This is a genomic window from Actinocrinis sp., assembly GCF_035938995.1.
GTDB lineage: Bacteria > Actinomycetota > Actinomycetes > Streptomycetales > Catenulisporaceae > DASZGI01.
Genome location: NZ_DASZGI010000352.1, coordinates 19,939 through 43,848, shown reverse-complemented (window position 1 = coordinate 43,848; position 23,910 = coordinate 19,939). Strand labels below are relative to the sequence as shown.

Below are 23,910 nucleotides of genomic sequence, written 5' to 3'. Positions count from 1 at the left end.
TGGCCCGGCAACGCTGGGTATCGCGCTTAATGCCGTTTTAATGCGACGGGTGCGCGTAGGTCCGCGCGGGACTCGGTAGAGTGACAGTACTCTGACCCTTGGTAATCGTTGTCCACAGTTCGTGTACAAACCGGACGGCAGGCGAGGCATGACGGATCTCGACGGAATCACCCGGCGGGTCGTGCACTGGCGCAAGCGGCGTGGCCTCAACCAGCAGGAATTCGCCACCCGGCTCGGCCGCAGCCGCTCCTGGGTGGCCCAGTTCGAGCTGGGCGGACGGCAGGCCGACCCGCGCATCAGCGTGCTCGAACAGGTGTCCCGGGTCCTCGAGGTCCCGCTCGAACAGCTGCTCTCCGACGGCGACGACGCCGGTTCGGCGGCGGTCGACGCGGGCGCGCACGCGTCCGAGGCCGCCGCGATCCGCACCACGCTCCAGCGCTACGACGTGATCTGTGAGCACTTCGCCGACCACACCGCCGCCGAGCCCGACCCCGAGGCGGTCGAGACCATCGCCCGGCAGGCCGCGTACGCCTGGGACGCATATCAGGCGGCTCACTATTCGATCATCGGCCGGGTGCTGCCCTCCCTTATCGTGAAGGCGCAGCGGGTCGCCGCGAGCGACCGGTCCGCCGGGGCGTGGGCGGCCGCCTCGCGCGCCTATCAGCTGGCCGCGGCGGTCCTGGTCGAGTTCGCCGACGGTGCGACGGCCTGGCACGCGGCCGACCGGGGCGCGCTCGCCGCGGAGCAGAGCGCCGACCCGGTCGTGATCGCCTCCGCCGCCCGCCAGGTCGCGCACGCGCTCACGACGCTGGGCCGGGCGGGCGCGGCGCTGGAGGTCTGCGCCGCCGCGACCGCGCGCCTCGAAGAGGACCTGCTGTGCGGCGGCGGGGACGGGCTTTCCGTTCTCGGCATGCTTTACCTCACCGCGGCGGTCTGCGCGGCCGACGCGGACGACCACGACCGCACGATGCGCATGATCGAGCAGGCCCGCGAGTATGCGGACCTGCTCGGCGCGGACGCCAACCACCAGTGGTCCGGCTTCGGCCCGACCAACACCCTGATCCACGAGGTCTCGGCGCTGATCCGGCTGCGGCGGAACGCCCGCGCGGTCGAGGTCGCCCACCGGATCGACCCGGCGGCGCTGGCCTCGCTGCCCCGCGAGCGGCGCACCCACCACCTGGCCGACCTCGCCGCGGCCCAGGTCCACGTCGGCCTGTACGACGAGGCGCTGGGCTCGCTGCTGGCCGCCGAGCAGCTGGCCAGCCAGGAGGTGCACCGGCGGCCGCGCACCCGCGCCGCGATCGCGTTGCTGGCGGAGGCGACCCCGATGCCGAGCTCCCGGCTGCGCGAGCTCGCCCGCCGCTCCGGGGTCATCGCCTGACCGCGCACCCCGCGAGGGGACTGGTAATCGAGCGCATTGACCCCGCCCGAGGACCGCCTATTGCCCGCGTGCTGCTCGCGCCTTCCCCAGCTGCGCGAAGACCTCCAGCAACGTCGCGTCGTCCACTGACTGGCTGTCTAGCACGTCGCCCGGAGCGGCCCCCTGCAGCAGCCGCTTGATCGGCACCTCGAGCTTCTTTCCCGTGCGGGTGTGCGGGATCCCGGCCACAGCGATGATCTCGTCGGGCACGTGTCGCGGCGAGGCCTGGGTCCTGATCGCGGCGCGGATGCGGTCGGCCAGCTCGTCGGTCAGCCGTGCGCCGTCGGCGAGCGCGACGAACAGCGGCATCCAGTAGCCGCCGCCCGGCTCCTCCGCGCCGATCACCAGCGCTTCGCGGACCTCCGGGAACTGCTCCACCACCTGGTAGATGTCCGCGCTGCCCATCCGGATGCCGTTGCGGTTCAAGGTGGAGTCGGAGCGGCCGTGGACCACGATCGTGCCGCGCCCGGTAATGGTGATCCAGTCGCCGTGCCGCCACACGCCCGGGTACGTGTCGAAGTAGGCGGCCCGGTACCGCGCGCCGTCCGGGTCGTTCCAGAAGAAGACCGGCATCGACGGCAGCGGCGCGGTGATCACCAGCTCGCCCACCTCGTCCCGGACGCTCTCGCCGCCCGGCCCGAACGCGTCGAGCGCGACGCCGAGACAGGGGACGGAGATCTCGCCCGGGTACACCGGCACGGTGGGTGCCCCGCCGATGAACGCGCTGACCACGTCCGTGCCGCCGCTCGTGGAGACCACCTGCACGCGCGGCCCCACCTCCCGCGCGGCCCAGTGGTACGACGCAGCTGGCAGCACCGACCCGGTCACGCCGAGAACCCGCAGCCGCGACAGGTCGTACTGCGCGGCCGGCCGAACGCCGGCCTTCTCGGTCGCCTGTAGATAGGCGGGACTGGTGCCCAGCGCGACGACGCGGTGTCGAGCCGCCAGCTCCCACAGCGTCCCCGGCCCCGGATGTGAAGGGCTCCCGTCGTAACAGACGATCGTCGCGCCCACCAACAGTCCGGCTACCTGGAAATTCCACATCATCCAGCTCGGCGAGGTGTACCAGAAGTAGGGCTCGTCCTCCTTCAGGTTCAGATGAAACGCGATCTGCTTGAGGTGCTCCAGCAGCACGCCGCCGTGCCCGTGCACGATGCCCTTGGGCTTCCCGGTGGTCCCGGAGGAGAACAAGACCCACAGGGGATGGTCGAACGGCACCGCGACCGGCTCGACCGTGTCCTCGCCCTGCGCCGCCGCGTCCCACGTGATCGCGTCGCCGAGCCCGGCCGACTCGAGGTCCAGCCCGAGGCGCGGGACCACGATCGTTGCCTGCAGCGAGCCGAGCGACTCGCGCAACTCGGCGACCGAGGACCGCTTGTCGTGCGCTTTACCTCCGTACCGGTAGCCGTCCGCCGCGATCAGGACCATCGGGTCGAGCTGGCCGAGCCGCGCGGCCGCGGCCGCGGCGGAGTAGTCCTGGCCGCACGAGGACCAGATCGCCCCAAGGCTCGCGGTCGCGAGGAACGCGACGACCGCCTCCGGGATATTGGGCAGGTATCCGACCACCCGGTCGCCCTGGCCCACCCCCAGCCCGCGCAGCGTGTGCGCGACAGCCCCGACCTGCCGCCGCAGCTCGGCCCAGCTCACCGTCCGGTCGGCAGCGGCAGTGGCAGCGTTGTCGTCGTCGCCACCGGGCTCGGCTGCGTCGATGATCGCGACGCCCGAACGCTGCGCCGGCCTCAACACCTGCGAGACGTAGTTCAGGGTCGCCCCGGGGAACCACGAAGCGCCCGGCATCTCCCGCGACTCCAGCACAGTCCGCCCCGGCGTGGCGGCCTCGATCGAGAAGAAGTCCCACAGCTCGCCCCAGAATGCCTCCGGCTCCCGCGCCGACCAGGCGTGCAGCTCCCGGTAGTCCGCGACGTGCACTCCGCGCCCGGCCAGCCGGGCGCGGAATCGTTCGACGTTCGCGCCCTCCACGTCCGTCGGCGACGGGGTCCAGACCGGGGCCGGCGCCCCGCCGTGGACGTCGTCAGGCTTCCTCGACTGCGCATCCGTGGTCTCCATGGACGCAGTGGAGCACGACCCGCCTGCACCGGGCAAGATCCGACCCCCGCATGGCGACCCGATTCCCCGTGTGATCAGCGATGATGGTGCGGTGCAGGTTGCTTCGGGCGCGGAACCGGGCCGCGACAGGTACGTCGACTTCCTCAGGGTCGCCGCGATCGGCGCGGTCGTGTTCGGGCACTGGCTAGTAACGTCGCCGACCTATGTCGACGGGCAGTTCGGCGCCGCGGACGTGCTGCACGACGTGCGGTGGGCGCCGTGGGTGACCTGGGGATTCCAAGTCATGCCGATCTTCTTCCTGGTCGGCGGGTTCGCGGCGGGACGCAGCTGGGGCGCGGCACGGGGGACCGGAAACGCGCAGCAGTGGTTGCGCCGTCGGGCTGTACGCCTGCTCGGCCCCACCACCTGGTACGTCGCCGTGGCATTAATAGGCATGTCCGCCGCGGCAGCCGCCGGCGTTCCATCCGGCACGCGTGCGCTGGCCGGATGGGCCGTGGCGCTGCATCTCTGGTTCCTGCCGGTCTATCTGGTCCTCACGCTGCTCACCCCCGCGCTGTACGCCGCCCACCGGCGTGCGGGCCTCGCGGTTCCGGCCGTGATGGCGCTGCTGGGCGTCGGAGTCGACGTCGTGGTCATCACCATGCACGTCAAGGCCCTGGGTTGGGCGAACTACGTGCTGATCTGGGGCGCCGCGTACCAGCTCGGATTCTGCTGGCAGGACGGCACGCTCACCCGCCGGCGCCGCGACCCCCTCCTGCTCGCGGCCGTCGGCGCGGCGGTCTTCATCGCGCTGGAGTGGTCCGGGCTGTTCCCGGTCAGCCTGATCGGCATGCAAGGCCAGAGCATCAACAACACCGCCCCGCCGTCCGTCGCGCTCGCCGCGTACGCGGCCGCCCAACTCGGCATCCTCGTCGCGCTCGCACCGGCAGCCTCCCGATGGCTGCGCAGGCCGCGACTGTGGCGGTTCATCGAGGTCTGCAACACCGAGGTGATGACCGTATATCTGTGGCACATGCTGCCCGTCGTGCTCGGCGGCGTGTTGCTGTACGTGACCGGCGCCATGCCGCAACCGACGGTCGGATCGGCCGAGTGGTGGGTGCTCAGGCCGGCGTGGATCGGCTGTGTAGCGGTGTTGCTCGCACCGCTCGTGCTGCTCAGCCGTCGACTGCGCCGACCGGCGTATCAGCGGACTGGGAAGAGCCCCGAAGCGGCGGCGGCCGACCGGGCGACTCGCGGCGCGGCAGCGACAGGCCACGCAGTGGCGGACCAGGTGGCAGCCCGCGGCGCGGCGCCGTTGCTCTGGGTCGCGACGGGACTGACCAGCTTCGCGCTCGCCCGCTTCGCCATCGCCGGATTCGCGCCGGACGGCCGTCCGCCCGTCACCGCCGCCGTGGTCTACGGCGCCGGGATCCTGCTGGTCACGGTCGATGCGGTGCTGCCGCGCCGGCGCCGCGCGACGCCTCCGTCCACCGCGCCCGTTTAGCGGTTCCGCAGACCAAGGCCCGCCGTTCGGGCACGTGCCTTTTCTCCTCCCGTGCCGGTTGCGGAACTCGTCACGTAACTCGTTCCGCAACGGCTTCCCATTGACAGCCCGGAGGCGGCGGCGCAACATCAGCACGGCGGAGAGCGCTCTCCGACGGCGGATTGAGAGGTCTGCGAGTCGTCCACCGGCTCGCAGGATGCTGCTGTTCATCACGCTGTAGGAGAGGTATGTCATGGCGTTCGCGCCCGCCGTCCGCAGACCGTGGCGGGCTGCGTGATCTCGGTCAACGGCGACCTGGTGAGCCACCCCTGACCCTCTGAAAAGCGCGGGCCCCGGGAGTGGACGGCTCCCGGGGCTCGCCCCCTTACTGCTGTGCTCTCAGGGCACGAGCACGATCTTGCCGTGGGTGTGCCGCCGCTCCACCTGCTCGTATGCCGCGCGAACCTCGTCCAGTGGGAAGGTCGCCGCGATCGGCACTTCCAGCTCACCCCGCGCGACCAGCGACGCCAGTTCCCCGACCACTTCCGCCGTGGCCGCCGTCCCGCTGCCCTCGCCCTTCACGCCGTAGGTTCCGATCGCCGCGAAGTCCGCGATCGTGTTGATGCGGGACGGATCCACGCCCAACTCCTCGATCGCGAGCTTCACGTATCCGCCGCCGTAGGTGTCGATGAAGGCATCGATCCGGTCGGCCGCCTCGCGCAGCCGCTCGGCCAGGCCGTCGCCGTAGGCGATCGGCTTGACGCCGTGAGCGGTGAGCCAGTCATGGTTCGACGCACTGGCGATGCCGATGACCTCTGCTCCGGCGTTCTTGGCCAACTGCACGACCAGCGAACCGACGCCGCCTGCCGCGCCGGAGACCACGACCGTGTCGCCCGGCTTCAGCGCGACCGCGCGTACCGAGGCGTAGGCGGTCGTGCCCGCCACGAACAAGGACCCTGCGACCTCCCAGGGGACGTTCGCCGGCTTCTGAATCAGATCCGCGGCTTCGGCGACCACGTACTCGGCGTGGCTGGCGCGCCGGTTGGTGAAGCCGGCGACCTCGTCGCCGACCGCGAAGTCGGTGACGCCCGGTCCGACCCTCTCCACCACGCCGGCCAGGTCGCTGCCCTCACCGGAGGGGAACGTGGCCGGGAACATGGCGTGCATGGCTCCCTCGCGGATCCTCGCCTCGCCCGGGTTGACCGACGCGGCCTTCACCTTCACCAGCACCTGGCCGTCGCCCGCCTCGGGCAGCGGCACGTCCACCACGTGCAGGACGTCGATCCCGCCGTACTCGTTGAAGCGCACTGCTTTAGGCATGACTCACTCACTCCTTGATGTCGGGCAGGCCGCGTCGGGCGGGGGCCCCGCGGCGCGAAGTTTCGAGATGAGGCCGTGGAGTTGGTCAAGGGAACGCTCGGGCAGGACCGCGCCGAGCCGGGCTTCGAGCTCCGCGTCGACCACGGCGCCCGCCTCGGTCAGAACCTGCTCGCCGGCCGGGGTCAGCTCGATGATCGACGAGCGCCGGTCGTCCGGGTTCGATCTGCGCACCACGTGGCCGCAGGACTCGATCCGGTCGACCGCCTTGCTGGTGCCGCCGACGGTGATCGAGAGCTGCCGGGCTATGTCGTACACCCGGCATCCCGGCGTCGCGGCGACGATCTGCATGATCTCGAAGCTGCCCAGCGGGACTCCGTGCGTGTCGCGCAGCCGCCGGTCGACCGCGTCCCAGAGCTCGATCTCGAGCCTGACCAGGTCGCTGAACAACCGCTTGAGCTCCGCCACCGCCGTCCTCCCTCGTCGTCTCGCGGCTCTGCGATCAGCCGCATTCCCGAGAACTAGATTCCATGGAATCCTATTCCGGGTCGACGGAAGCCCGGCGCAGCGACACAAGCGATCAAGGAAACACCGATTGAGGAAGCACCGGTCAAGGACTTCGCCGACCGGGCTGGGGCTCCGCGATGGAGTCCTGGCGCGCGGCCTCTGTCAGGGGACGATGATGACCGGTTGGTGTGCGGCCCGAGCCAGGCGGACCGCGAGCGAACCGTAGAAGCGGTGGGTGAAGTGTTCTGATGCGCCCACCACGACCGCGGAGGCGAGCAATTGATCCGCGAGCTGCCGGATCTGCCGCGCCGGGCTGCCGCTCAGCACGACGAATCCGTGCTCCAGCCCCAGCACCTTGGCCCGCTCGGCGATGTAGTCGCGCATCTCCTCGGCGACCTCGTCCTGGGCGTGTTCGGCATAGACCCACGTGGCCGGCGCGCCCACGGCGACGGTGCCGGCCTGGCGCACGAACACCCCGATCACCGCGGTGCCCGTGCGCCGGGCCTGGCCCAGCGCGTAGTCGGCGGCGCGCATCGAGGTGCGCGACCCGTCCACGGCGACGATCACCGCGTGCTGGCGCAGCGTGCCGTGCTCGACGACGCGCTCCTGGAACAGCGTCACGCCGACCACCGCCCCGAGATCGCCGAGCCGAGGCCGTCCAAGTGCCGGTCGAGGCAGTCGAGCAGGGCCTGCGTCCCGGCGGCGCCCGCCTCATGCCACGCGCGGTTGGCGACCACGACCGCCGAACCGTAGACCGAGACCAGCAGCCGCGGGCGCGGGTCGAGGGCCGGGTCCACGCCTTCCCGCTCGGCCAGGATCCCGGCGATCGCGTCCTTGCGGTCCAGCATGATCCGCAGATGCGCCGCCACCAGCGCGGGTGTGGACTCGATCAGGCTGATGACGGCGAGGTACATCGGCTTGCCGCGATACAGCGGCAGCTGAGCCGCGACCTGCTCAATCGCGCGCGCTCCGGCCCGCCGCAGCGCGACCAGCGGCTCCTCCCGCTCCGGCCGTCCGCGCAGTTCCTCGAGCAGCAGGTCCGCCACCTCGCGCTGGAAGCGCAGCAGCACGTCCTCTTTGCCGTCGAAGTACCGGAAGAAGGTGCGTTTCGACACGTCGATCGACGCGGCGATGTCGTCCACCGTCGTCGCCTCGTACCCACGGCTGCGGAACAGGTCGAGCGCCGCCCGGCTCAGCGCGTCGCGGGTCTTGACCTTCTTGCGTTCGCGCAGGCCTGCGGGCAGCTCGCCGACGACTTTGGCGGCGTTTGCGGTGCTCATGCTCGAAGAACCTCCGGCCGCAGGATACCCGCGCGCAGTGCCGAAAAACACCTTACGCCGAAAAACACCTCGCGCAACTTGTCATCCAATGACACAAGCGTCCGGCGCGCATCCGACGCGGGTAGTTTTTGACGGTGGCGCCGCGTGCGGGCGCGGTGTCTACAACCCCGCCGTGCCGGTGGCCGCCGGGTGCCGGGCGAACCAGTCGTCGAGGACCTCGTACGCGCGCTTGCGCACCTCGGGCAGGGAGAGGAAGACGTCGTGGCGGGCGCCTTCGATCGGCACGATGGTGGTCTCGCCGCCGAGGCAGCCCGCCCACCGCGCGATCTGCGCGACGTCGAGGATCAGGTCGGCGCGCTCGCTGATCTCCGAGTAACGGCTCGAGAAGTGCGTGCGGTCCGAGCGCAGGATCAGCGAGGGCACGCCGAGCTCGAGACCCTGGTGCAGGCCGGCGTGGGCGCGGCGCACCGCGTTGAGCCAGCCCAGGGTGACCGGGAACCCGGCCAGCGGCTTGAGTTCGAGATCGAAGTCCCACTCGCCGGTGCCGCTGGTGTGCAGGGTTCCGCCGTAAGGGCTCGACGACAGCTTGAGCCGCACGTGCGTGCCCGTCTTGGCCAGGACACGCAGCGCCTGGGTCACCGGGCCGCGCAGCAGGGGCGAGCCCTGCAGGTCGAACCAAGGGCTGTTGAGTACCAGGCCGGAGACCGGAGCAAGGCCGCCTTGGGCGGCGCGGCGGCGGGCGAGCCACAGCGGGACGATCAGGCCGCCGGTGGAGTGGGCGACGACCACCACGGGCACGCCGGGATGCGCCTCGGCGACGGCGGCGAGCGCGAGTTCGAGCTCTTCGTCGTAGAGGGCGAAATCGGATACGTAGTGCGCGGTCTGCCCCGGCCGCCGCGCCCGCCCCGACTTGCGCAGGTCGAGGGCGTAGAAGGCTAGGCCCCGCTCGGCGAAGAAGTCCGCGAGCTCCGTCTGGAAGAAGTAGTCGGCGAAGCCGTGCACGTACAACACCGCACCCCGAGCGGACTCGTCGGCTGCGGACTCGCGGCGCACCAGCACGGCGGCCGCATCGCCCTCGCCGTCCGGGTCGCGCCCGAACTCGAAGACGTGCTGCCGGTAGCCGGCGAGGATGTCGGGCTGCCAGTCGAGGACGGGCACGGAGACCCCTTTCGTCGTCACCGGGGTCGGCCGACAAGCCGCTGGACTGCCGCCACGACCGCGGGGTAGTGGGCCGGGGCGAGGCGGACGATCAGGTCGGGTATGCGTGCACTGAGCGCGATCAGCAGCCGCGGTCGGCGGTGCTCGATCGCCGCGACGATCTGAGCTGCCGCCTTCTCCGGCGAGTAAGTGAGCAGCGCGGCGAAGGTATCCCGTTCCTCTTCCGCCTCTGGGCCGGCAACCGACGCGGCCAGCCGCGCGTTGAGCGCGATCCCGGTGCGGATCCCACCGGGGTGGACCGAGGTGACCCCGACCGAGCCGACCAGCTCGGCCCGCAGCGCCTCGGTGAATCCGCGCACGGCGAACTTGCTGGTCGAGTACGCGACCTGGCCGGCGGGGGCGATGAGACCGAAGAGGCTTGACATGTTCACCAGATGCGAGCCGGGGTTGGCGCGCAGCGTGGGCAGCAATTCCCGGGTCAGCGTGATGACGGCGCGCAGGTTGATCGCCAGCAGCCAGTCGAACTCCTCCTCGCTGACCTGCTCGAAGGTGCCGCCGAGCGCCACGCCCGCATTGTTGATCAGCAGCGTGGCATCCGGGTGCTCGGAGGCGAGCCCCCGGCCCAGCGCGTGCGCCGCCTCATCGTCGGCGAGATCGACGACATACGTGGTGACCGCATGTTCGCCGAGTTCGCGTACCTGCTTCGCGACTTGCTCGAGACGCTCGGCATCCCGGTCGACGAGAGCCAGGGCGCTGCCACGCCGGGCCAGGGCGTAGGCGAGCTGCTCGCCGATGCCGCCGGCCGCTCCGGTGACGATCGCCGTTCCCACGCTGAAGTCGTAACGGTCCATGCGGTCAACTCCCCGGGGCGAACTGCGGACTACCCTTCATCGTCCCAATCCGCAGTGCCGCAGCCAAGGGCAATATGCACCACAAACGAGGCTTGGCGCAGCGAATTGCACAGCCGGCTCGTAGGCTGGTCGGCATGTCCTGGGAACTGCCTTCCGCGCGGGTGCGCGAGTTGATGCGCGAGGGCGCGCGGATCGTGCTCGACCCGCCCGCCGCCCTGCTCGCCGAGCTCGACGAGGCCACGCTCTCCGGCCCGAACCGCGTCCAGATCGCCGAGGATCCGGTGCTCGCCGCGGCCACCCGCCGCGCCAACCGCTCCAATCTGCTGTTCTGGGCCTCCGCGAACGTGCACCGGCCGGGCGAGCGCGTGCCGGCGAACGTCGGGGACGTCCCGCTGGACGTCGCCCGCGACTTCGTGCGCCGCGGCCTGAACGAGTCCGTCCTCGACGCGTACCGCACCGGCCAGGGCGTGGCGGTGCGCCGGTGGATCCAGATCTGCTTCACGCTCACCACCGACCGGGAGGAACTGCGCGAGCTGATCGACGTCTCGTGCCGCTCGATCTCCGAGTTCGTCGACGACACCATCGCCGCCGTCTCCGAGCTGATCGCCCGCGAGCGGGAGGAGCTGACTCAGGGTACGCATGCCGAGCGCCGCGAGACCGTCAGCCTCCTGCTGGACGGCGCCCCGATCCCGCGGGCGCGTGCCGAACAGCACCTCGGCTATCGGCTCGACGGTCGGCACACCGCGGCCGTCGTGTGGAGCGACGAGCCCCGGGCCGACCTCGCCGCGCTCGACCGCGCCGCCGAGCTGATCGGCGCCTGCGCCGGGGATTCGCGCCCGCTCATCGTGCTGGCCAGCGCGGCCACCCGCTGGGTCTGGGTGCACGGCCGCCCCGACGTCGTCCGGTTGCGTGAGAGCGTCGCGGCCGAGCCGCAGGCGCGCATCGCCGTGGGCACCACCGGCGAAAGGCTCGACGGATTCCGCCGCGGCCACCTCGACGCGCTCACCGTCCAGCGCATGCTCGCCCGCCTGGCCTCGCCGAAGCAGCTGGCCACGCACGACGAGGTCGAGCTGGTCGCGCTGCTCACCGCAGACCTCGAACACGCAGACCAGTTCGTCCGCCGCGTTCTCGGCGACCTCGCCGGCGCGGACTCGGAGCTGACCGAATCGGTGCGCACGTACATCGCCCTGCAGTGCAACGTCTCGCGCGCCGCGCAGAGCCTGTACATCCACCGCAACACCCTGCTACGGCGCCTGGCCCAGGCGGACCGACTGCTGCCCCGGCCGCTCGCGCAGGACGTGGTGGCCATCGGGGCCGCGCTGGAAGTGCTGCGCTGGCGCGGGCAGGTGGCGCCACCACCGCTGGGAACGTGATCTCGGCGAGCGACTTCCCTATACTCCGGCGCATGTCACGAAACAACCGGCTGACAGGCGGGACCGCACTGGTGACGGGTGCCGGCAGCGGGATCGGTGAGGCGAGCGCGCTGCATCTGGCCGCGGACGGATGGAACGTCGTGGCCGCCGACGTCGACGACGCGGCTCTGAAGGCCCTGCGCGAGCGCGAGCCGCGGATCGGGATCGAGCACTGCGACGTCCAGGACGCGGAAGCGGTGGACCAGCTGGCCAAGGCCGTCGGGCCGGTAGACCGCCTCGTGCACGCCGCGGCGGTCTCACGGCTCGGCTCGGCGCTCGGCCAGCCGCGGGAGGAGTTCGACGCGATCTGGCGGATCAACTTCCTCGGCACGGTGCAGATCGTGCGTGCCGTCGTGCCCGGCATGATCGAGCGCGGCCGGGGAGAGGTCGTGCTCTACTCCTCGCTCGGCGGCTGGGTCCCGGCGCGCAAGCTCTCGGCCTACGCGTCGTCCAAGGCGGCGGTCAACGCGTTCGTGGACGTACTCGACCAGGAGTGCCGCGGTTCCGGCGTGACGATCCGCTGCGTGTGCCCGAGCCAAGTGGACACGCCGCAGTTCCGTCGCATCTCGGCGGAGGATCCGGCCGCGACCGCGCACCGCACAGGCATGCCGGTGAGTGCCGTTGTCGATGAGGTAGAGCGCTCACTCGGCCGCAAAGGCCTCTACGTGTTCCCAGGCACCACAGCCAAGGCGACGATCCTGATCAAGCGCCACCTCCCGCGGACCTTCGGCAAGATCCTGGAGCACGAGACACGCTGAGCCAGCACTCGAAGTGTTCCCCTTCCGGCGCCGCCGCCACAATGCCCGTGCTCCGCTCGAGCCTCACCTCGCTGGATGTCTGGATGTCTGGATGTCTGGATGTCTGACGGTGCGCCATAAGTCTTGCCGTCACCCCAACGTGACGTTCCCCCCGGCGACATGGACCGATATCGCCGCCAGCGGCTGCTGCGCCGGGCCGTTGGCCACCGAGCCGTCGGCGATGTGGAACCTGCTGCCGTGGCACGGACAGTTGATCGTGCCGCCTGACACGGATGAGACCGTGCAGCCCGCGTGCGTGCAGATGGCGGTGAAAGCATTGACGACGCCCGCCGTCGGCTGGGTCAGGACGATCTGCCGGTCCGCGAGGACGATGCCGCCGCCGACCGGGATGTCACTCGTCTTGGCCAGTGTCTGGCCCGCGCCCGAACCGCTCTTCTGCTGTCCCTGCCCCGCCGCACCCGCGGGCGCGGCAGTGCCCTGTGATGCTCCGTAGGTGGCGCATCCCGCGACTGAGCAGGCGCAGCACAAGGCCCCCACTCCCGCGGCCGCAGCCAACACCGCACGACGCGATTCGTCCATCATCGCCTACCTCTTGATTCCGAAAGTCGTGAAGAACCAGTACGCCGAGGTGAACCACACCCCGACCAGCACGGTGAACAGCGCGCCGCCGAGCACCGGCAGCACCCAACCCGGCGCGTCCTTCTTCGTGAGGACCAGCATCTTCGCCGTGAAAACGCCGAAGAACAGGCAGCCGAGGAACGAGTGGATCATCACTCGGGTGCTGTAGGTCTGATAGCCGAGGGAATAAAGACAATGCATCGCGACGGGCACCACGGCCAGGAACGCGATGCGGCCCGACCACCGGTGCAGGCCGCTGATCCATGGCGGCGCCGCGATCCGGGGCAGCTTGCCGTACATGACCATCGCCGAGACGAGCTGGACAATCGCCAGCAGGGTCGCGAATGTGGCGAGCCAGGTCTTGGCGGACAGCGGACCGGAGAATCCGATGATGTCGACCGCGACACCGGTCGGGTTGTGGAGGTGCCCGTAGATTCCGAGAGCCAGCGAAACCGCGCACCCGGCGAGTGCCGGGACCAGCAGGGTGGTCGTCGGCGAAGGCCGTCGAGCGCGGAGTGGGTGCGTCGCCGTGTCCGTCGCCGCTTGCGGGTCGAACTCGTTCATCGCCGTCACTCTCCCGTCGAGGCGTCCAGCGGCGCCGCGGTGACCGCGGTTCCGTCCGGCAGCGTCGATGTCAGTGTGCTCAGGTCGAGTGCGCCGACCGGGTTGGCGGTCGCCGGGTCGCCGCCGTTGTCGACGGATCCGATCTGGCTTCCGTCCGGCGTGACGATCCAGGTGGCCTGCACCTGGTGGTTCTTGGCATACGCGCGGTATAGCCCGGACGGCGAGTGGACGACCGGGACGTTGAAAGTCCACTGATGCCCGGCACCAGACACCGAGCCCCACGCCGCAGTCTGGATGTATGTGCCGGTCAGCGATGCGCCATACTTCCCGGTCAGCGAAAGAGTGCCGTTCGACGCGGTCCCGGTGAGCCATGCCTCGAACTTGCCGCCGCAGACGTATGCGATGGCCTTGCCCGCATAGATCGAGACGGCCACCGAAGCCCCGCCGCCCTTTACATGCCCTGAGTAGTCGTACACCTGGGCGGCCGCTGCGTCTGTGGCCGTCGCACCGGTGGCCGCGGACGCAGGTGCGCTCGGCGATGCAGAGAGCGTGATGATCGTCGTGCCCCCACCCGCCGCGCTCGGCGTCGGCGCGCTTGCACTGCTCGTTGCGACGACAGGCTTCCCGTTGCCCGAAAGCGTCGCCGCCGGATGCGATGTGGCCCTCAAATCGGCCACGATGAAGACGACTGCCACGGCCGCACCGGCCAGCAGTGTCACGTGTTGCGTCTTTGGTCTGTTCAACCTAATCCCTCCTCGGATGGAGTACGCGCCCGAGGAGGCTGGTGTTCAAACGAGTTTTGGTAATTCCGGTCTGGGACACACGATCTTGCCCGAAAGATCAAAGCGGCTGGTCGGACCTCGTGTCTGACACCACGTCGGCCAGCCGGCCCTGCTCGGGATCGCAGGGGGCGATGGGGAGTGCAAGCGTCGTCTTGCGGCATCAAACCGCTGGCTGGCACAGCGGCCGGTGGGGAGTTCTCCGGGAGCTTCTGGTCTGTCGGAGGGCGCGTTCAGGGCGTTCTTGTCGACAGTATGGAAACCAGTTGAAGGATTGGAAAGGAGAGGGGCCGCAGGTCGACGTGCTGGGCTAGCACTCGATGACGTTGACCGCGAGGTCGCCTTGCGGCGGACTGCGCCTAATGCTTGGTCCAACTATGATAGTTGCAGCTATCATTACCCGAGCAAGCGCTGCTGACGAACCTCTGGAGAGCTCTGTGTCCGACAAGCCGTTGCGCCTCTTCGGCCGCAGTACCGAGTGGCGGGACCTGACAGAGTTCGCCTCGTCTCCGCTGCCCGGCGCGACGCTGGGTCTCGTCTACGGGCGTCGTCGACAGGGCAAGACCCTCCTGCTCGAACTGCTCGCCCGACAGACCGGCGGATTCCTGTTCGCGGCGACACAGCAGACCGAGCTGCAGAATCTCGCAGACCTCGGTGCCGCATACGCCGCCTTCCGCGGTCTTCGCCAGCCGGTCCTATTCGCATCGTGGCGCGAGGCGCTGGACGAGCTAATGCGCTTCGGCACCGAGGCGCCGGTACCCGTGATCATCGACGAGTTCCCGTACCTTTCGGCCGCAACACCAGCTCTGCCTTCCTACCTCCAGCATGCGCTGAGCCCTCTGAGCTTCGCGAAGGAGAACACCCGCACCCGGCTCATCCTCTGCGGAAGCGCCCTGACTACCATGTCCCAACTCCTCAGCGGCAGCGCACCGCTGCGCGGCAGGGCGACTCTCGAACTCGTGGTGCGGCCCTTCGGATTCAGAGAAGCCGCCGGGTTCTGGGGACTCGAGCACGACCCAGACCTGGCGTTCCGGGTCAACGCTCTGGTCGGTGGAACGCCCGCGTATCTGGAGATGTGCGGAGGCGCAGGACCGGCCAGCGTCGATGAACTCGCCCCCTGGGTAGCTCGCCGCCTTCTGAACCCGGCATCGGCGATGTTCCGTGAGGGCGGCCTGCTGCTGCGCGAAGAGCCCTCGATCGTGGATCCGATGTCGTACGCCGCCACTCTCGCCGCCATTGCCGCCGGCCACCACAGGCGCTCGGAGATCGCCGCTGCCCTGGGCAGACAAAGCGGCGCACTCGGCCACCTTCTGGCTGGCCTCCAAGACATCGGACTTGTCGCCCAGGTCGACGACGCCCTGCGTGAAAAGCGCAGCGTATTCCAGATCACCGAACCCATCATCCGCCTGTACCAGCTGCTCATCGCGCGCCACGAACCCGAACTCGTAGCGGGCCGAGCCGAGCGCGTTTGGACTGCGAACACCGACACCGTAGACAGCCGCATCCTCGGGCCCCACTTCGAAGACCTCGCCCGTACCTGGTGCTTCGAGCACGCCTCCGAGGCCACATTAGGCGGATACGCAACACACGTCCGACCCACTGAGATCGCCTGTCGAGACCACAAACAAGGCCACGAACTCGACGTCGTGGTCACCGAGTCGAACTCCTACACAGCCGACCGGGTCACCGCCATCGGTGAAGCGAAAGCTACCAGTAGCCCCGCGGATCTCCCCCACCTCGAACGGCTTGAGCACCTACGTGCACTTCTGCCCAGCAACAAGATCAACGGAACGCCGAAACTACTGCTCTTCGCCAGAAGCGGTTTCACCCCCGCACTCGCTGAGTTGGCGACACGGCGTGCAGACATCGAGCTGATCGACATCCATCGGCTCTACCGCGGCGAGTAGACGTCCCTGGTCGTGACAGGAGCTTCAGCTTCGTCAGGGGCGGATTGCGGGGAGCCCTGCCGACACAAAAGCGGAAAGCTCATGATATGACTAAAACCGAAAGCAGCAGCTCAGGGCCGCTTTTCTAGCACTCGATGACGTTGACGGCGAGGCCGCCGCGCGCCGTCTCCTTGTACTTGACCTTCATGTCGGCGCCGGTCTCCTTCATGGTCTTGATGACCTTGTCGAGGGAGACGTGGTGGCGGCCGTCGCCGCGCAGGGCCATCCGCGCCGCGGTGATCGCCTTGACCGCCGCCATGCCGTTGCGCTCGATGCACGGGATCTGCACCAGGCCGCCGACCGGGTCGCAGGTCAGGCCGAGGTTGTGCTCCATACCGATCTCCGCGGCGTTCTCCACCTGCTCGGGGCTCGCGCCGAGCACCTCGGCCAGGCCCCCGGCCGCCATCGAGCAGGCCGAACCGACCTCGCCCTGGCAGCCGACCTCGGCGCCGGAGATCGAGGCGTTCTCCTTGTAGAGCATGCCGATCGCGCCCGCCGCGAGCAGGAAGCGGACCACGCCCTCGTCGTCGGCGCCCGGAACGAAGTTCTGGTAGTAGTGCAGGACCGCCGGAATGATGCCTGCCGCGCCGTTGGTCGGCGCGGTCACGACCCGGCCGCCCGCCGCGTTCTCCTCGTTGACCGCCATCGCGTAGAGGGTGACCCACTCCATCGCGTTGGCCGGCCCGATCCCCTCCGCCCTCAGCGCCCGCGCGGCGACCGCCGCTCTGCGCCGCACCCGCAGGCCACCCGGCAGGATGCCCTCGCGCGTCATGCCCCGCTGCACGCACTCCCGCATGACCCGCCAGATCTCCAGTAGCCCGGCCCGGATCTCCTCCTCCGTCCGCCACGCCTTCTCGTTCTCCAGCATCAGGCCGGAGATCGACAGCCCGGTCTGCTCGGTGAGCCGCAGCAGCTCGGCGCCGGTGCGGAAGGGGTACGTGAGCACGGTGTCGTCCGGGATGATCCGGTCCGCCCCGAGCGCGTCCTCGTCCACGACGAAACCGCCGCCGACCGAGTAGTACGTCTTCTCCAGAAGCGGCACGTTCGCGGCGTCGTAGGCGCACAGCGTCATGCCGTTGGCGTGATAAGGCAGCGCGCGACGCCGGTGCAGGATCAGCTGATTCGGCTCGTCGAAATCGATCTCGTGCTCGGCGCCCAGATCCCGGCCGAGCAGTCGCAGCCGGCCGGCCTGCCGGATCCGCGCCACATCGGCTTCCGCCGCCTCCACGTCCACCGTGCGCGGCGAAAAGCCCTCCAGGCCGAGCAGCACCGCCTTAGGCGTTCCGTGGCCGTGACCAGTGGCGCCGAGTGACCCGAACAGCTCAGCGCGCACCGAGTCGGTCTGGGCGAGCAGCCCTTCCGACTTCAGCCGGCGGGCGAACATCCGGGCGGCGCGCATCGGCCCCACCGTGTGCGAGCTCGACGGCCCGATGCCGATCGAGAACAGGTCGAACACGCTGAGCGCCATCTCGCGAGTGTATCGGGGCCGACGGTGATCGAGATCTCCCCGCTGGCGGTTCTTCAGTGGGCGGCTGGCGGGAAGATGGTTACCCGGTGGGTGGTTGCATCGTCATGACGTGCCTAGGGCGCGGCATGGACGGACAGGCGGAGGCACGAGTGGACCAGAACGCGGCGGGCACGGGAACGACGGGGTCCGCTCGCGGGCCTGCGGTACCGGTACCCGCGCCGCAACCGACCCCGGCGGCTCCGACCCCCGGCTCGATGCGGCGTGCGCTGCACCGGGCGGCGTCCGGAGTCGCCCTTGACGCGGCCGAGGCCGAGATTCTCCTCCAGGCCCGCGGCGCCGACCTGGCAGCGCTCAGCGCGACTGCCGGCAAGGTGCGCGACGCCGGACTCGAACTGGCCGGGCGGACGGGTGTGATCACCTACTCCAAGAAGGTGTTCATTCCGCTCACCCGCCTGTGCCGGGACCGCTGCGGCTACTGCACCTTCGTCACCGTCCCCGGCAAGCTGCGCCGTGACGGCCACGGCATGTTCCTGTCGCCGGATGAAGTGCTCGACATCGCACGCAAGGGCGCGGCGCTCGGCTGCAAGGAAGCGCTGTTCACGCTCGGCGACAAGCCGGAGGACCGGTGGCCGGAGGCGCGCGACTGGCTCGACGCCCACGGTTACGACGACACCCTGGCCTACGTGCGGGCGATGGCCGTGCGGGTGCTGGAGGAGACGGGCCTGCTGCCGCACCTGAATCCCGGCGTGCTGAGCTGGACCGACTTCCAGCGGCTCAAGCCCGTGGCGCCCTCGATGGGCATGATGCTCGAGACGACGGCGACCCGGCTCTGGTCGGAACCCGGCGGCCCGCACTACGGTTCGCCGGACAAGGAACCGGCGGTGCGCCTGCGCGTGCTGGAGGACGCGGGTCGGTCCAACGTGCCGTTCACCACCGGCCTGCTGATCGGCATCGGCGAGACCTACGCCGAGCGCGCCGACGCGGTGTTCGCGATCCGCCGCGTGATGCGCCAGTACCACGGTATCCAGGAAGTGATCATCCAGAACTTCCGGGCCAAGCCGGACACCGCGATGCGCTCCGCCGCGGACGCCGACCTCGGCGAGCTGGCCGCGACCATCGCCGTCACCCGGCTGATCCTCGGCCCGGCCGCGCGGATCCAGGCGCCGCCGAACCTCGTCGGCGAGCAGTACGCCCAGATGATCGCGGCCGGGATCGACGACTGGGGCGGCGTCTCCCCGCTCACCCCGGACCACGTCAACCCGGAACGCCCCTGGCCGCACATCGAGGAACTCGCCGCGCGCACCGCGGAGTCCGGATACACCCTGCGCGAGCGGCTGACGATCTACCCGGAGTTCATCCGGCGCGGCGAACCGTGGCTGGACCCGAGGCTCGTCCCGCACGTGCGGGCGCTCGTAGAGCCGGAGACCGCGCTCGCGGACGAGGACGCGCCGGTGGAGGGGCAGCCGTGGCAGGAGCCTGAGGCGGCGTTCACCGCGTCGGGGCGGACCGATCTGTACTCCGCGATCGACGAGGAGGGCCGCACCGGCGACCGACGCGGCGACTTCGACGCCGTATACGGGGACTGGGACGAGCTGCGGGAGAGCGTTGCGGCCGGGCGGCAGGATGCGGCAAGAGATCGGGCCCCCGAGCGGCTCGACGGCGAGTTGCGCGCGGCGCTGTCCGCCGCGTCGCAGGACCCGACGAAGCTGACCGACGGCCAAGCCCTGGCGCTATTCGAAGCCGACGGACCGGCGCTGGACGAACTGTGCCGCATCGCCGACGCCCTGCGCCGCGAGACCGTCGGCGACGAGGTGACGTTCCTGGTCACCCGGAACATCAACTTCACCAACGTCTGCTACACCGGCTGCCGCTTCTGCGCCTTCGCCCAGCGGCGCACCGACGCCGACGCCTACACTCTTTCGCTCGACCAGGTCGCCGAGCGGGCCGCGCAGGCTTGGGACGTCGGTGCCACCGAAGTGTGCATGCAGGGCGGCATCCACCCCGACCTTCCCGGTACCGCGTACTTCGACATCGCGCGGGCGGTAAAGGTACGCGTCCCGGACATGCACGTGCACGCCTTCTCCCCGATGGAGGTCGCCAACGGCGCCACCCGCACCGGCATGTCGATCCGCGACTGGCTGGAGGCCGCCCGCGACGCCGGGCTGGACACGATCCCCGGCACCGCGGCCGAGATCCTCGACGACGAGGTGCGCTGGGTGCTGACGAAGGGCAAGCTGCCCGCCGCCACCTGGGTCGAGGTCGTCGGGACCGCGCACAGCCTCGGCATCCGCTCCTCCTCGACGATGATGTACGGACACGTCGACGAGCCGCGGCACTGGCTCGGCCACCTGCGCCTGCTGGCCCGGATGCAGGAGCGCAACCTCGAGCGCGGACACGCGGGCTTCACCGAGTTCGTCACGCTGCCGTTCATCCACACCAACGCCCCGGTGTACCTGGCCGGGATCGCCCGCCCCGGCCCGACCATGCGCGAGAACCGCGCGGTGACCGCGATGGCCAGGCTGCTGCTGCACCCGGTCATCCCGAACATCCAGACCAGCTGGGTCAAGCTCGGCCCGGACGGCTCCGCCGAGATGCTGCGCAGCGGGGCGAACGACCTCGGCGGCACGCTCATGGAGGAGACCATCTCGCGGATGGCGGGCTCGTCCTACGGCAGCTACAAGTCCGTCCGCGACATCAAGGCCATCGCCACGGCGGCCGGCCGCCCCACCCGTCAGCGCACCACTACCTACGGCGAAGCGTCGGCGGAGCGCGTCGCTGTGGGCGAACTCCACGACGGGCATCTTCCGGAATTGCTTCCGGTCTTGGAAAACTGACCCGCATGACCTACTCGATAGTCGCCCGCAGCGTCGACGGCACCCAATTCGGTGTCGCAGTCGCTTCCAAGTTCCTGGCGGCAGGTGCGCTCGTCCCGGCAGCGCGCGCCGCCCGTCCCGACGCGCCCGGCGGGGCCCTGGCCACGCAGGCCTTGGCGAACCTCGCCTACAAGCAGGACGGGCTGGCGATGCTGGCAGACGGCCGCAGCGCGCGGGAAGTGGTGGATGCGCTGGTGGCGGCGGACGAGCGGGCGGAGCATCGGCAGGTCGGCGTAGTCGACGGCGGGGGACGAGCGGCGACGTACACCGGGCCGAAGTGCATGCCCTGGGCGGGTGGCGCGACCGGCTACGGCTACGCGATCCAGGGCAACATCCTGGTCGGCTCGCGCGTCGTGGCGCTGATGGAAGAAGCCTGGCTCGCCTCGGACGCCTCCGGGCCGCTCGCCCGCAGGCTGCTCGCGGCGCTGACCGCGGGCGACGCCGTGGGCGGGGACAGTCGTGGACGGCAGAGTGCCGCTCTGTACGTCGTCTCGGCGGGCAACGGATACGGCGGCGGGGACGTGCTGGTGGACCTGCGCGTGGACGACCACCCGGACCCGGTGCGTGAGCTCGCCCGGCTGCTCGACATGCACGAACTGCTGTTCGGCAAGCCCGACCCGGACGCGCTGCTGGAGCTGTCCGGGCCGCTCGTCGACGAGGTGGGGCATCTGCTGGCGGGGCTCGGGTTCGTCGGCCCGCCGGACGCGGCGCTGGAGTCGTGGGCCGGCCGGGAGAACCTAGAGGAACGCCTCGTGGCCGGAAAGATCGACCCGGTCGTGCTCGACCACCTGCGCGCCACGGCGTCCCGGGGCACGGCAGCCGCCTCCGCCCAGAAGCAGCCCGCAGCCTAGGCGATTCCAGCCAGCGCGCCGGGAAATCCGTGCGCCCAGAACGATGTGAGCGTCCGGGCCTAAGCGCCCTTGGCCTGCACGTCCGTGTCGGCCTCGGCCTTGCGGCGCTCTTCCTTCGCGAGCTCCTCGTCAATGGGGTCGGGGAGCGCCGCGTTCTGCCCGTCGTGCGCCGCCGCGAGTTCGGGCACCGGCTCGACCTTCGGCGGCGGGGCGATCTCGGGAGCGGGAGCCGCCAGCAGTTCCTCCGGCTCCGCGTCGTCGAGCGTCTGCCGCCCGGCGCGCCGCGCCGCCCCCCGAGCCGCGGCCGCCGACTCCGCGTGCGGGATCGAGGAGTGCTCCAGGAAGCGCAGCAGCTCGACCGGGAACGGCAGGATCACCGTCGACGACTTCTCCGACGCGACCTCGACCATCGTCTGCAGCAGGCGCAGCTGGAGCGCGGCCGGGCTGTCCGACATCACGTCCGCGGCCTGGGCCAGCTTCTTCGAGGCCTGAAGTTCGCCGTCCGCGGTGATGATGCGCGCGCGGCGCTCCCGGTCGGCCTCCGCCTGGCGCGCCATCGTCCGCTTCATCGACTCCGGCAGCGCCACGTCCTTGATCTCCACCCGGTCGATGTGGATGCCCCAGCCGATCGCGGGCGAGTCCAGCATCAGCGCCAGCCCCTGGTTCAGCGGCTCGCGGTTGGTCAGCAGGTCGTCCAGCTCGGACTTGCCGATGATCGAGCGCAGCGAGGTCTGCGCCACCTGCCCTATGGCGAACTGGTAGTCCTGCACCTCGACCAGCGCCTTGACCGGGTCGATCACCCGGAAGTAGACCACCGCGTCGACCCGCACCGTGACGTTGTCCCGGGTGATGCCCTCCTGCGCGGGCACCGGCATCGTCACGATCTGCGTGTTCACCCGGATCATCTTGTCCGAGAACGGAACCAGCGCGGTGATGCCGGCCTCCCGGGGCTTGCCGAGCACCCTGCCCCAGCGGAACACCACGCCCCGCTCGAACTGCCGCACCACCCGGAACCGGGGTCGTCCGACCAGCAACGCCAGAACGAACGCCGCGATTCCGATGTCCAGGCCAACCACCGTGCTCCACCCCAATCGAGGATGATCCAACGGCCCACTACCACGTCATAGTAGTCCCGCGTATCCGCCTACGTACACGAAAAGGCGGCCGGAGAAGGTTCAGCCGACCGCGGCCGGGCGCGGCGTGGCTAGCGGTACTCGGCGAAGCGCGGACGCACGCCCAGGACCAGCCCGGTCAGCGCGACTCCGATCAGTACCCACGGCAGCCAAGACCACCCGGAAAGGTCGTCGCGGGCGGCGGACATGGCGGTCTCGAAAGCGGTCAGCCGCTGATCCGAGAGCTGGGTCAGCTCGAGGTCGTAATAGTAGAAGTCGAACGCCTCCTGGCCGCGCGCCGTACCCGTGTCGACCTCCAGCGCGGTCGCGGTATCCCCGGAGTTGACGTCGGACACCACGGCGGCCAGGTCCACCTTCTCCACCTGGTGCCAGCGCTGCACCGCCGCCTGTTCGCCGGCGCCCGTGCCGAGCGCCCCGACCTCCGCCGCCGCCAGGTTCATCGCCTTGTCCAGCGCGATCGTCCCGGTGTCCGGCATCAGCAGATACCGGGTCGCCGCGCCGTCCGCGTCGTAGCTGTCGGTGCGCGCGCGCGACTGCGAGGTAGTCCGAGAACCGGTTTCCCGCTGTCGAGCTGTTGCTTGCGGCGGAGAACAGCGCCGCCCCGCCCGCCACGGTCAGCGCGAGGATGATCAGTGTCGCCAGCATGAGCCCCGGGGTCACCGACCGCCGGAACCAGCGGGTCAATCGCCGGTGCGTCCGCAGCGCCACGATCAGCGCGACGAGCCCGGCGACCAGGGTGGCCGACGCGCCGATGAGCCCGGCCAGGCGAGCTGAGGAGACCGCGTCCGAGAGCGCCCGGGATCTGTCGTCGCGCAACTGCTTCGCTGCGGGTAGCAGCTGACCCTGCATCAGCGTGGTCGCCCGCGCGTAGTAGCCGATCGCCGCTGAGTCCGGCTGGCCCGCCGACGCGCCGAGTGTCGGCGTCGCCGCCGGTGCGGCGGCCTGCTGATTGGCCGTCTCGTCCAAGGCGATCGCCGCGTCCGCGATCTGGTGATACTCCGTCACCCCGGCCGTCAACTGGGACACGGCCGCGTCGTCCGAGGACTGGACCCCCACCGCCAGCTTGTGCAGATCGCCGTCCACCTGCGCGGTCTCGAAGTTGTACGAGTTCAGCGCGGCCAGCGTGCTGCTGCCGTAGTCGGTGATCTTCGAGCCCGGGAGCGCTGAGCCGTTGCCGAGCAGGACCAGCCGCGCCGCCTCCGCGTCGAGATCGGCGAGCGCGAAGTACAGGTCGGAGGCGTCCGAGGCCACCGCCGAGGCGTCGGCCACGCCCGAAGTTCCATCCCGGGCGACAGTAAGCGAGGCCACCGATATACCGAGCAGGGCGGCCAGGCACAGCCCGACCGCCGCTGTCCATATACCCAGACGCAGCGGAGTGCTGCGCGCCCCCCCGTCCCCGGATCTCGGAACCGCCCCTGACATCGTTGCCGTTGTCATGACCCCCAC

The 23,910-nt window shown here is 70.2% G+C and carries 21 protein-coding genes; 8 read left to right on the top strand and 13 right to left on the bottom strand.

The window, feature by feature from the left end; translation table 11 throughout:
• Nucleotides 1–148: 148 nt before the first annotated feature.
• Nucleotides 149–1,381, top strand: coding sequence for a helix-turn-helix transcriptional regulator (locus VGZ32_RS24870; RefSeq protein ID WP_326888611.1), 1,233 nt, complete (start codon nucleotides 149–151; stop codon nucleotides 1,379–1,381).
• Between the two features lie 57 nt (nucleotides 1,382–1,438).
• On the opposite strand, the gene VGZ32_RS24865 is transcribed toward VGZ32_RS24870, so the two are convergent.
• The gene (locus tag VGZ32_RS24865; protein WP_326888610.1) at nucleotides 1,439–3,487 is read right to left on the bottom strand and encodes an acetoacetate--CoA ligase; all 2,049 of its coding nucleotides are present in this window, start codon (nucleotides 3,485–3,487) and stop codon (nucleotides 1,439–1,441) included.
• Nucleotides 3,488–3,578: 91 nt separating this feature from the next.
• Between VGZ32_RS24865 and VGZ32_RS24860 the strand changes: the two genes are divergently transcribed.
• Nucleotides 3,579–4,970 (top strand): acyltransferase, encoded by a 1,392-nt coding sequence (locus VGZ32_RS24860; RefSeq protein WP_326888609.1) that lies wholly within the window; start codon nucleotides 3,579–3,581, stop codon nucleotides 4,968–4,970.
• A 378-nt stretch (nucleotides 4,971–5,348) separates the two neighbouring features.
• On the opposite strand, the gene VGZ32_RS24855 is transcribed toward VGZ32_RS24860, so the two are convergent.
• From VGZ32_RS24855 to VGZ32_RS24830, 6 genes are all read right to left on the bottom strand, one after another.
• Nucleotides 5,349–6,269 (bottom strand): NADP-dependent oxidoreductase, encoded by a 921-nt coding sequence (locus VGZ32_RS24855; protein WP_326888608.1) that lies wholly within the window; start codon nucleotides 6,267–6,269, stop codon nucleotides 5,349–5,351.
• Nucleotides 6,270–6,272: 3 nt separating this feature from the next.
• Entirely contained in the window at nucleotides 6,273–6,734 is a 462-nt protein-coding gene (locus VGZ32_RS24850; protein ID WP_326888607.1) for a MarR family winged helix-turn-helix transcriptional regulator, read from the bottom strand.
• Nucleotides 6,735–6,935: 201 nt separating this feature from the next.
• Complete coding sequence (locus tag VGZ32_RS24845) at nucleotides 6,936–7,394, bottom strand: universal stress protein (protein WP_326888606.1); 459 nt, start codon at nucleotides 7,392–7,394, stop codon at nucleotides 6,936–6,938.
• Nucleotides 7,391–8,053, bottom strand: coding sequence for a TetR family transcriptional regulator (locus VGZ32_RS24840; protein WP_326888605.1), 663 nt, complete (start codon nucleotides 8,051–8,053; stop codon nucleotides 7,391–7,393). The genes VGZ32_RS24845 and VGZ32_RS24840 overlap by 4 nt, the downstream gene beginning before the upstream one ends.
• A 159-nt stretch (nucleotides 8,054–8,212) precedes the next feature.
• Nucleotides 8,213–9,211 (bottom strand): alpha/beta hydrolase, encoded by a 999-nt coding sequence (locus tag VGZ32_RS24835; RefSeq protein ID WP_326888604.1) that lies wholly within the window; start codon nucleotides 9,209–9,211, stop codon nucleotides 8,213–8,215.
• 17 nt (nucleotides 9,212–9,228) lie between these two features.
• Nucleotides 9,229–10,062: an SDR family NAD(P)-dependent oxidoreductase gene (locus VGZ32_RS24830; RefSeq protein ID WP_326888603.1), complete on the bottom strand. Its 834-nt coding sequence runs from the start codon at nucleotides 10,060–10,062 to the stop codon at nucleotides 9,229–9,231.
• Nucleotides 10,063–10,196: 134 nt separating this feature from the next.
• Between VGZ32_RS24830 and VGZ32_RS24825 the strand changes: the two genes are divergently transcribed.
• Both VGZ32_RS24825 and VGZ32_RS24820 read left to right on the top strand, forming a co-directional pair.
• Nucleotides 10,197–11,435: a PucR family transcriptional regulator gene (locus VGZ32_RS24825; RefSeq protein WP_326888602.1), complete on the top strand. Its 1,239-nt coding sequence runs from the start codon at nucleotides 10,197–10,199 to the stop codon at nucleotides 11,433–11,435.
• A 32-nt stretch (nucleotides 11,436–11,467) separates the two neighbouring features.
• Complete coding sequence (locus VGZ32_RS24820; RefSeq protein ID WP_326888601.1) at nucleotides 11,468–12,232, top strand: SDR family oxidoreductase; 765 nt, start codon at nucleotides 11,468–11,470, stop codon at nucleotides 12,230–12,232.
• Nucleotides 12,233–12,361: 129 nt separating this feature from the next.
• Here the strand turns inward: VGZ32_RS24820 and VGZ32_RS24815 are convergent, their stop codons facing one another.
• From VGZ32_RS24815 to VGZ32_RS24805, 3 genes are read right to left on the bottom strand one after another with little or no spacing between them, the layout of a single operon-like run.
• The gene (locus VGZ32_RS24815; protein WP_326888600.1) at nucleotides 12,362–12,814 is read right to left on the bottom strand and encodes a Rieske (2Fe-2S) protein; all 453 of its coding nucleotides are present in this window, start codon (nucleotides 12,812–12,814) and stop codon (nucleotides 12,362–12,364) included.
• A gap of 3 nt (nucleotides 12,815–12,817) precedes the next feature.
• Nucleotides 12,818–13,414, bottom strand: a complete 597-nt coding sequence (locus VGZ32_RS24810) for a DUF6529 family protein (protein WP_326888599.1) — start codon at nucleotides 13,412–13,414, stop codon at nucleotides 12,818–12,820.
• Between the two features lie 5 nt (nucleotides 13,415–13,419).
• Nucleotides 13,420–13,848: a hypothetical protein gene (locus tag VGZ32_RS24805; protein WP_326888598.1), complete on the bottom strand. Its 429-nt coding sequence runs from the start codon at nucleotides 13,846–13,848 to the stop codon at nucleotides 13,420–13,422.
• A 61-nt stretch (nucleotides 13,849–13,909) separates the two neighbouring features.
• Between VGZ32_RS24805 and VGZ32_RS24800 the strand changes: the two genes are divergently transcribed.
• Together VGZ32_RS24800 and VGZ32_RS24795 are read left to right on the top strand one after the other, a co-directional pair.
• The gene (locus tag VGZ32_RS24800) at nucleotides 13,910–14,284 is read left to right on the top strand and encodes a hypothetical protein (protein WP_326888597.1); all 375 of its coding nucleotides are present in this window, start codon (nucleotides 13,910–13,912) and stop codon (nucleotides 14,282–14,284) included.
• 346 nt (nucleotides 14,285–14,630) lie between these two features.
• A complete protein-coding gene (locus tag VGZ32_RS24795) occupies nucleotides 14,631–16,100 on the top strand; it encodes a hypothetical protein (RefSeq protein ID WP_326888596.1) in 1,470 nt (489 codons plus the stop codon).
• A gap of 124 nt (nucleotides 16,101–16,224) precedes the next feature.
• Here VGZ32_RS24795 and VGZ32_RS24790 read toward each other — a convergent pair whose 3' ends face one another.
• Nucleotides 16,225–17,607 (bottom strand): L-serine ammonia-lyase, encoded by a 1,383-nt coding sequence (locus VGZ32_RS24790; protein ID WP_326888595.1) that lies wholly within the window; start codon nucleotides 17,605–17,607, stop codon nucleotides 16,225–16,227.
• Between the two features lie 125 nt (nucleotides 17,608–17,732).
• Between VGZ32_RS24790 and VGZ32_RS24785 the strand changes: the two genes are divergently transcribed.
• Entirely contained in the window at nucleotides 17,733–20,441 is a 2,709-nt protein-coding gene (locus VGZ32_RS24785) for a bifunctional FO biosynthesis protein CofGH (protein ID WP_414642593.1), read from the top strand.
• Nucleotides 20,442–20,446: 5 nt separating this feature from the next.
• Nucleotides 20,447–21,331, top strand: a complete 885-nt coding sequence (locus tag VGZ32_RS24780) for a DUF1028 domain-containing protein (RefSeq protein ID WP_326888594.1) — start codon at nucleotides 20,447–20,449, stop codon at nucleotides 21,329–21,331.
• 59 nt (nucleotides 21,332–21,390) lie between these two features.
• Here VGZ32_RS24780 and VGZ32_RS24775 read toward each other — a convergent pair whose 3' ends face one another.
• The gene (locus tag VGZ32_RS24775) at nucleotides 21,391–22,398 is read right to left on the bottom strand and encodes a slipin family protein (protein WP_349263739.1); all 1,008 of its coding nucleotides are present in this window, start codon (nucleotides 22,396–22,398) and stop codon (nucleotides 21,391–21,393) included.
• A 137-nt stretch (nucleotides 22,399–22,535) separates the two neighbouring features.
• Nucleotides 22,536–22,940, bottom strand: a complete 405-nt coding sequence (locus VGZ32_RS24770) for a hypothetical protein (protein WP_326888592.1) — start codon at nucleotides 22,938–22,940, stop codon at nucleotides 22,536–22,538.
• Nucleotides 22,941–23,910 lie beyond the last annotated feature (970 nt).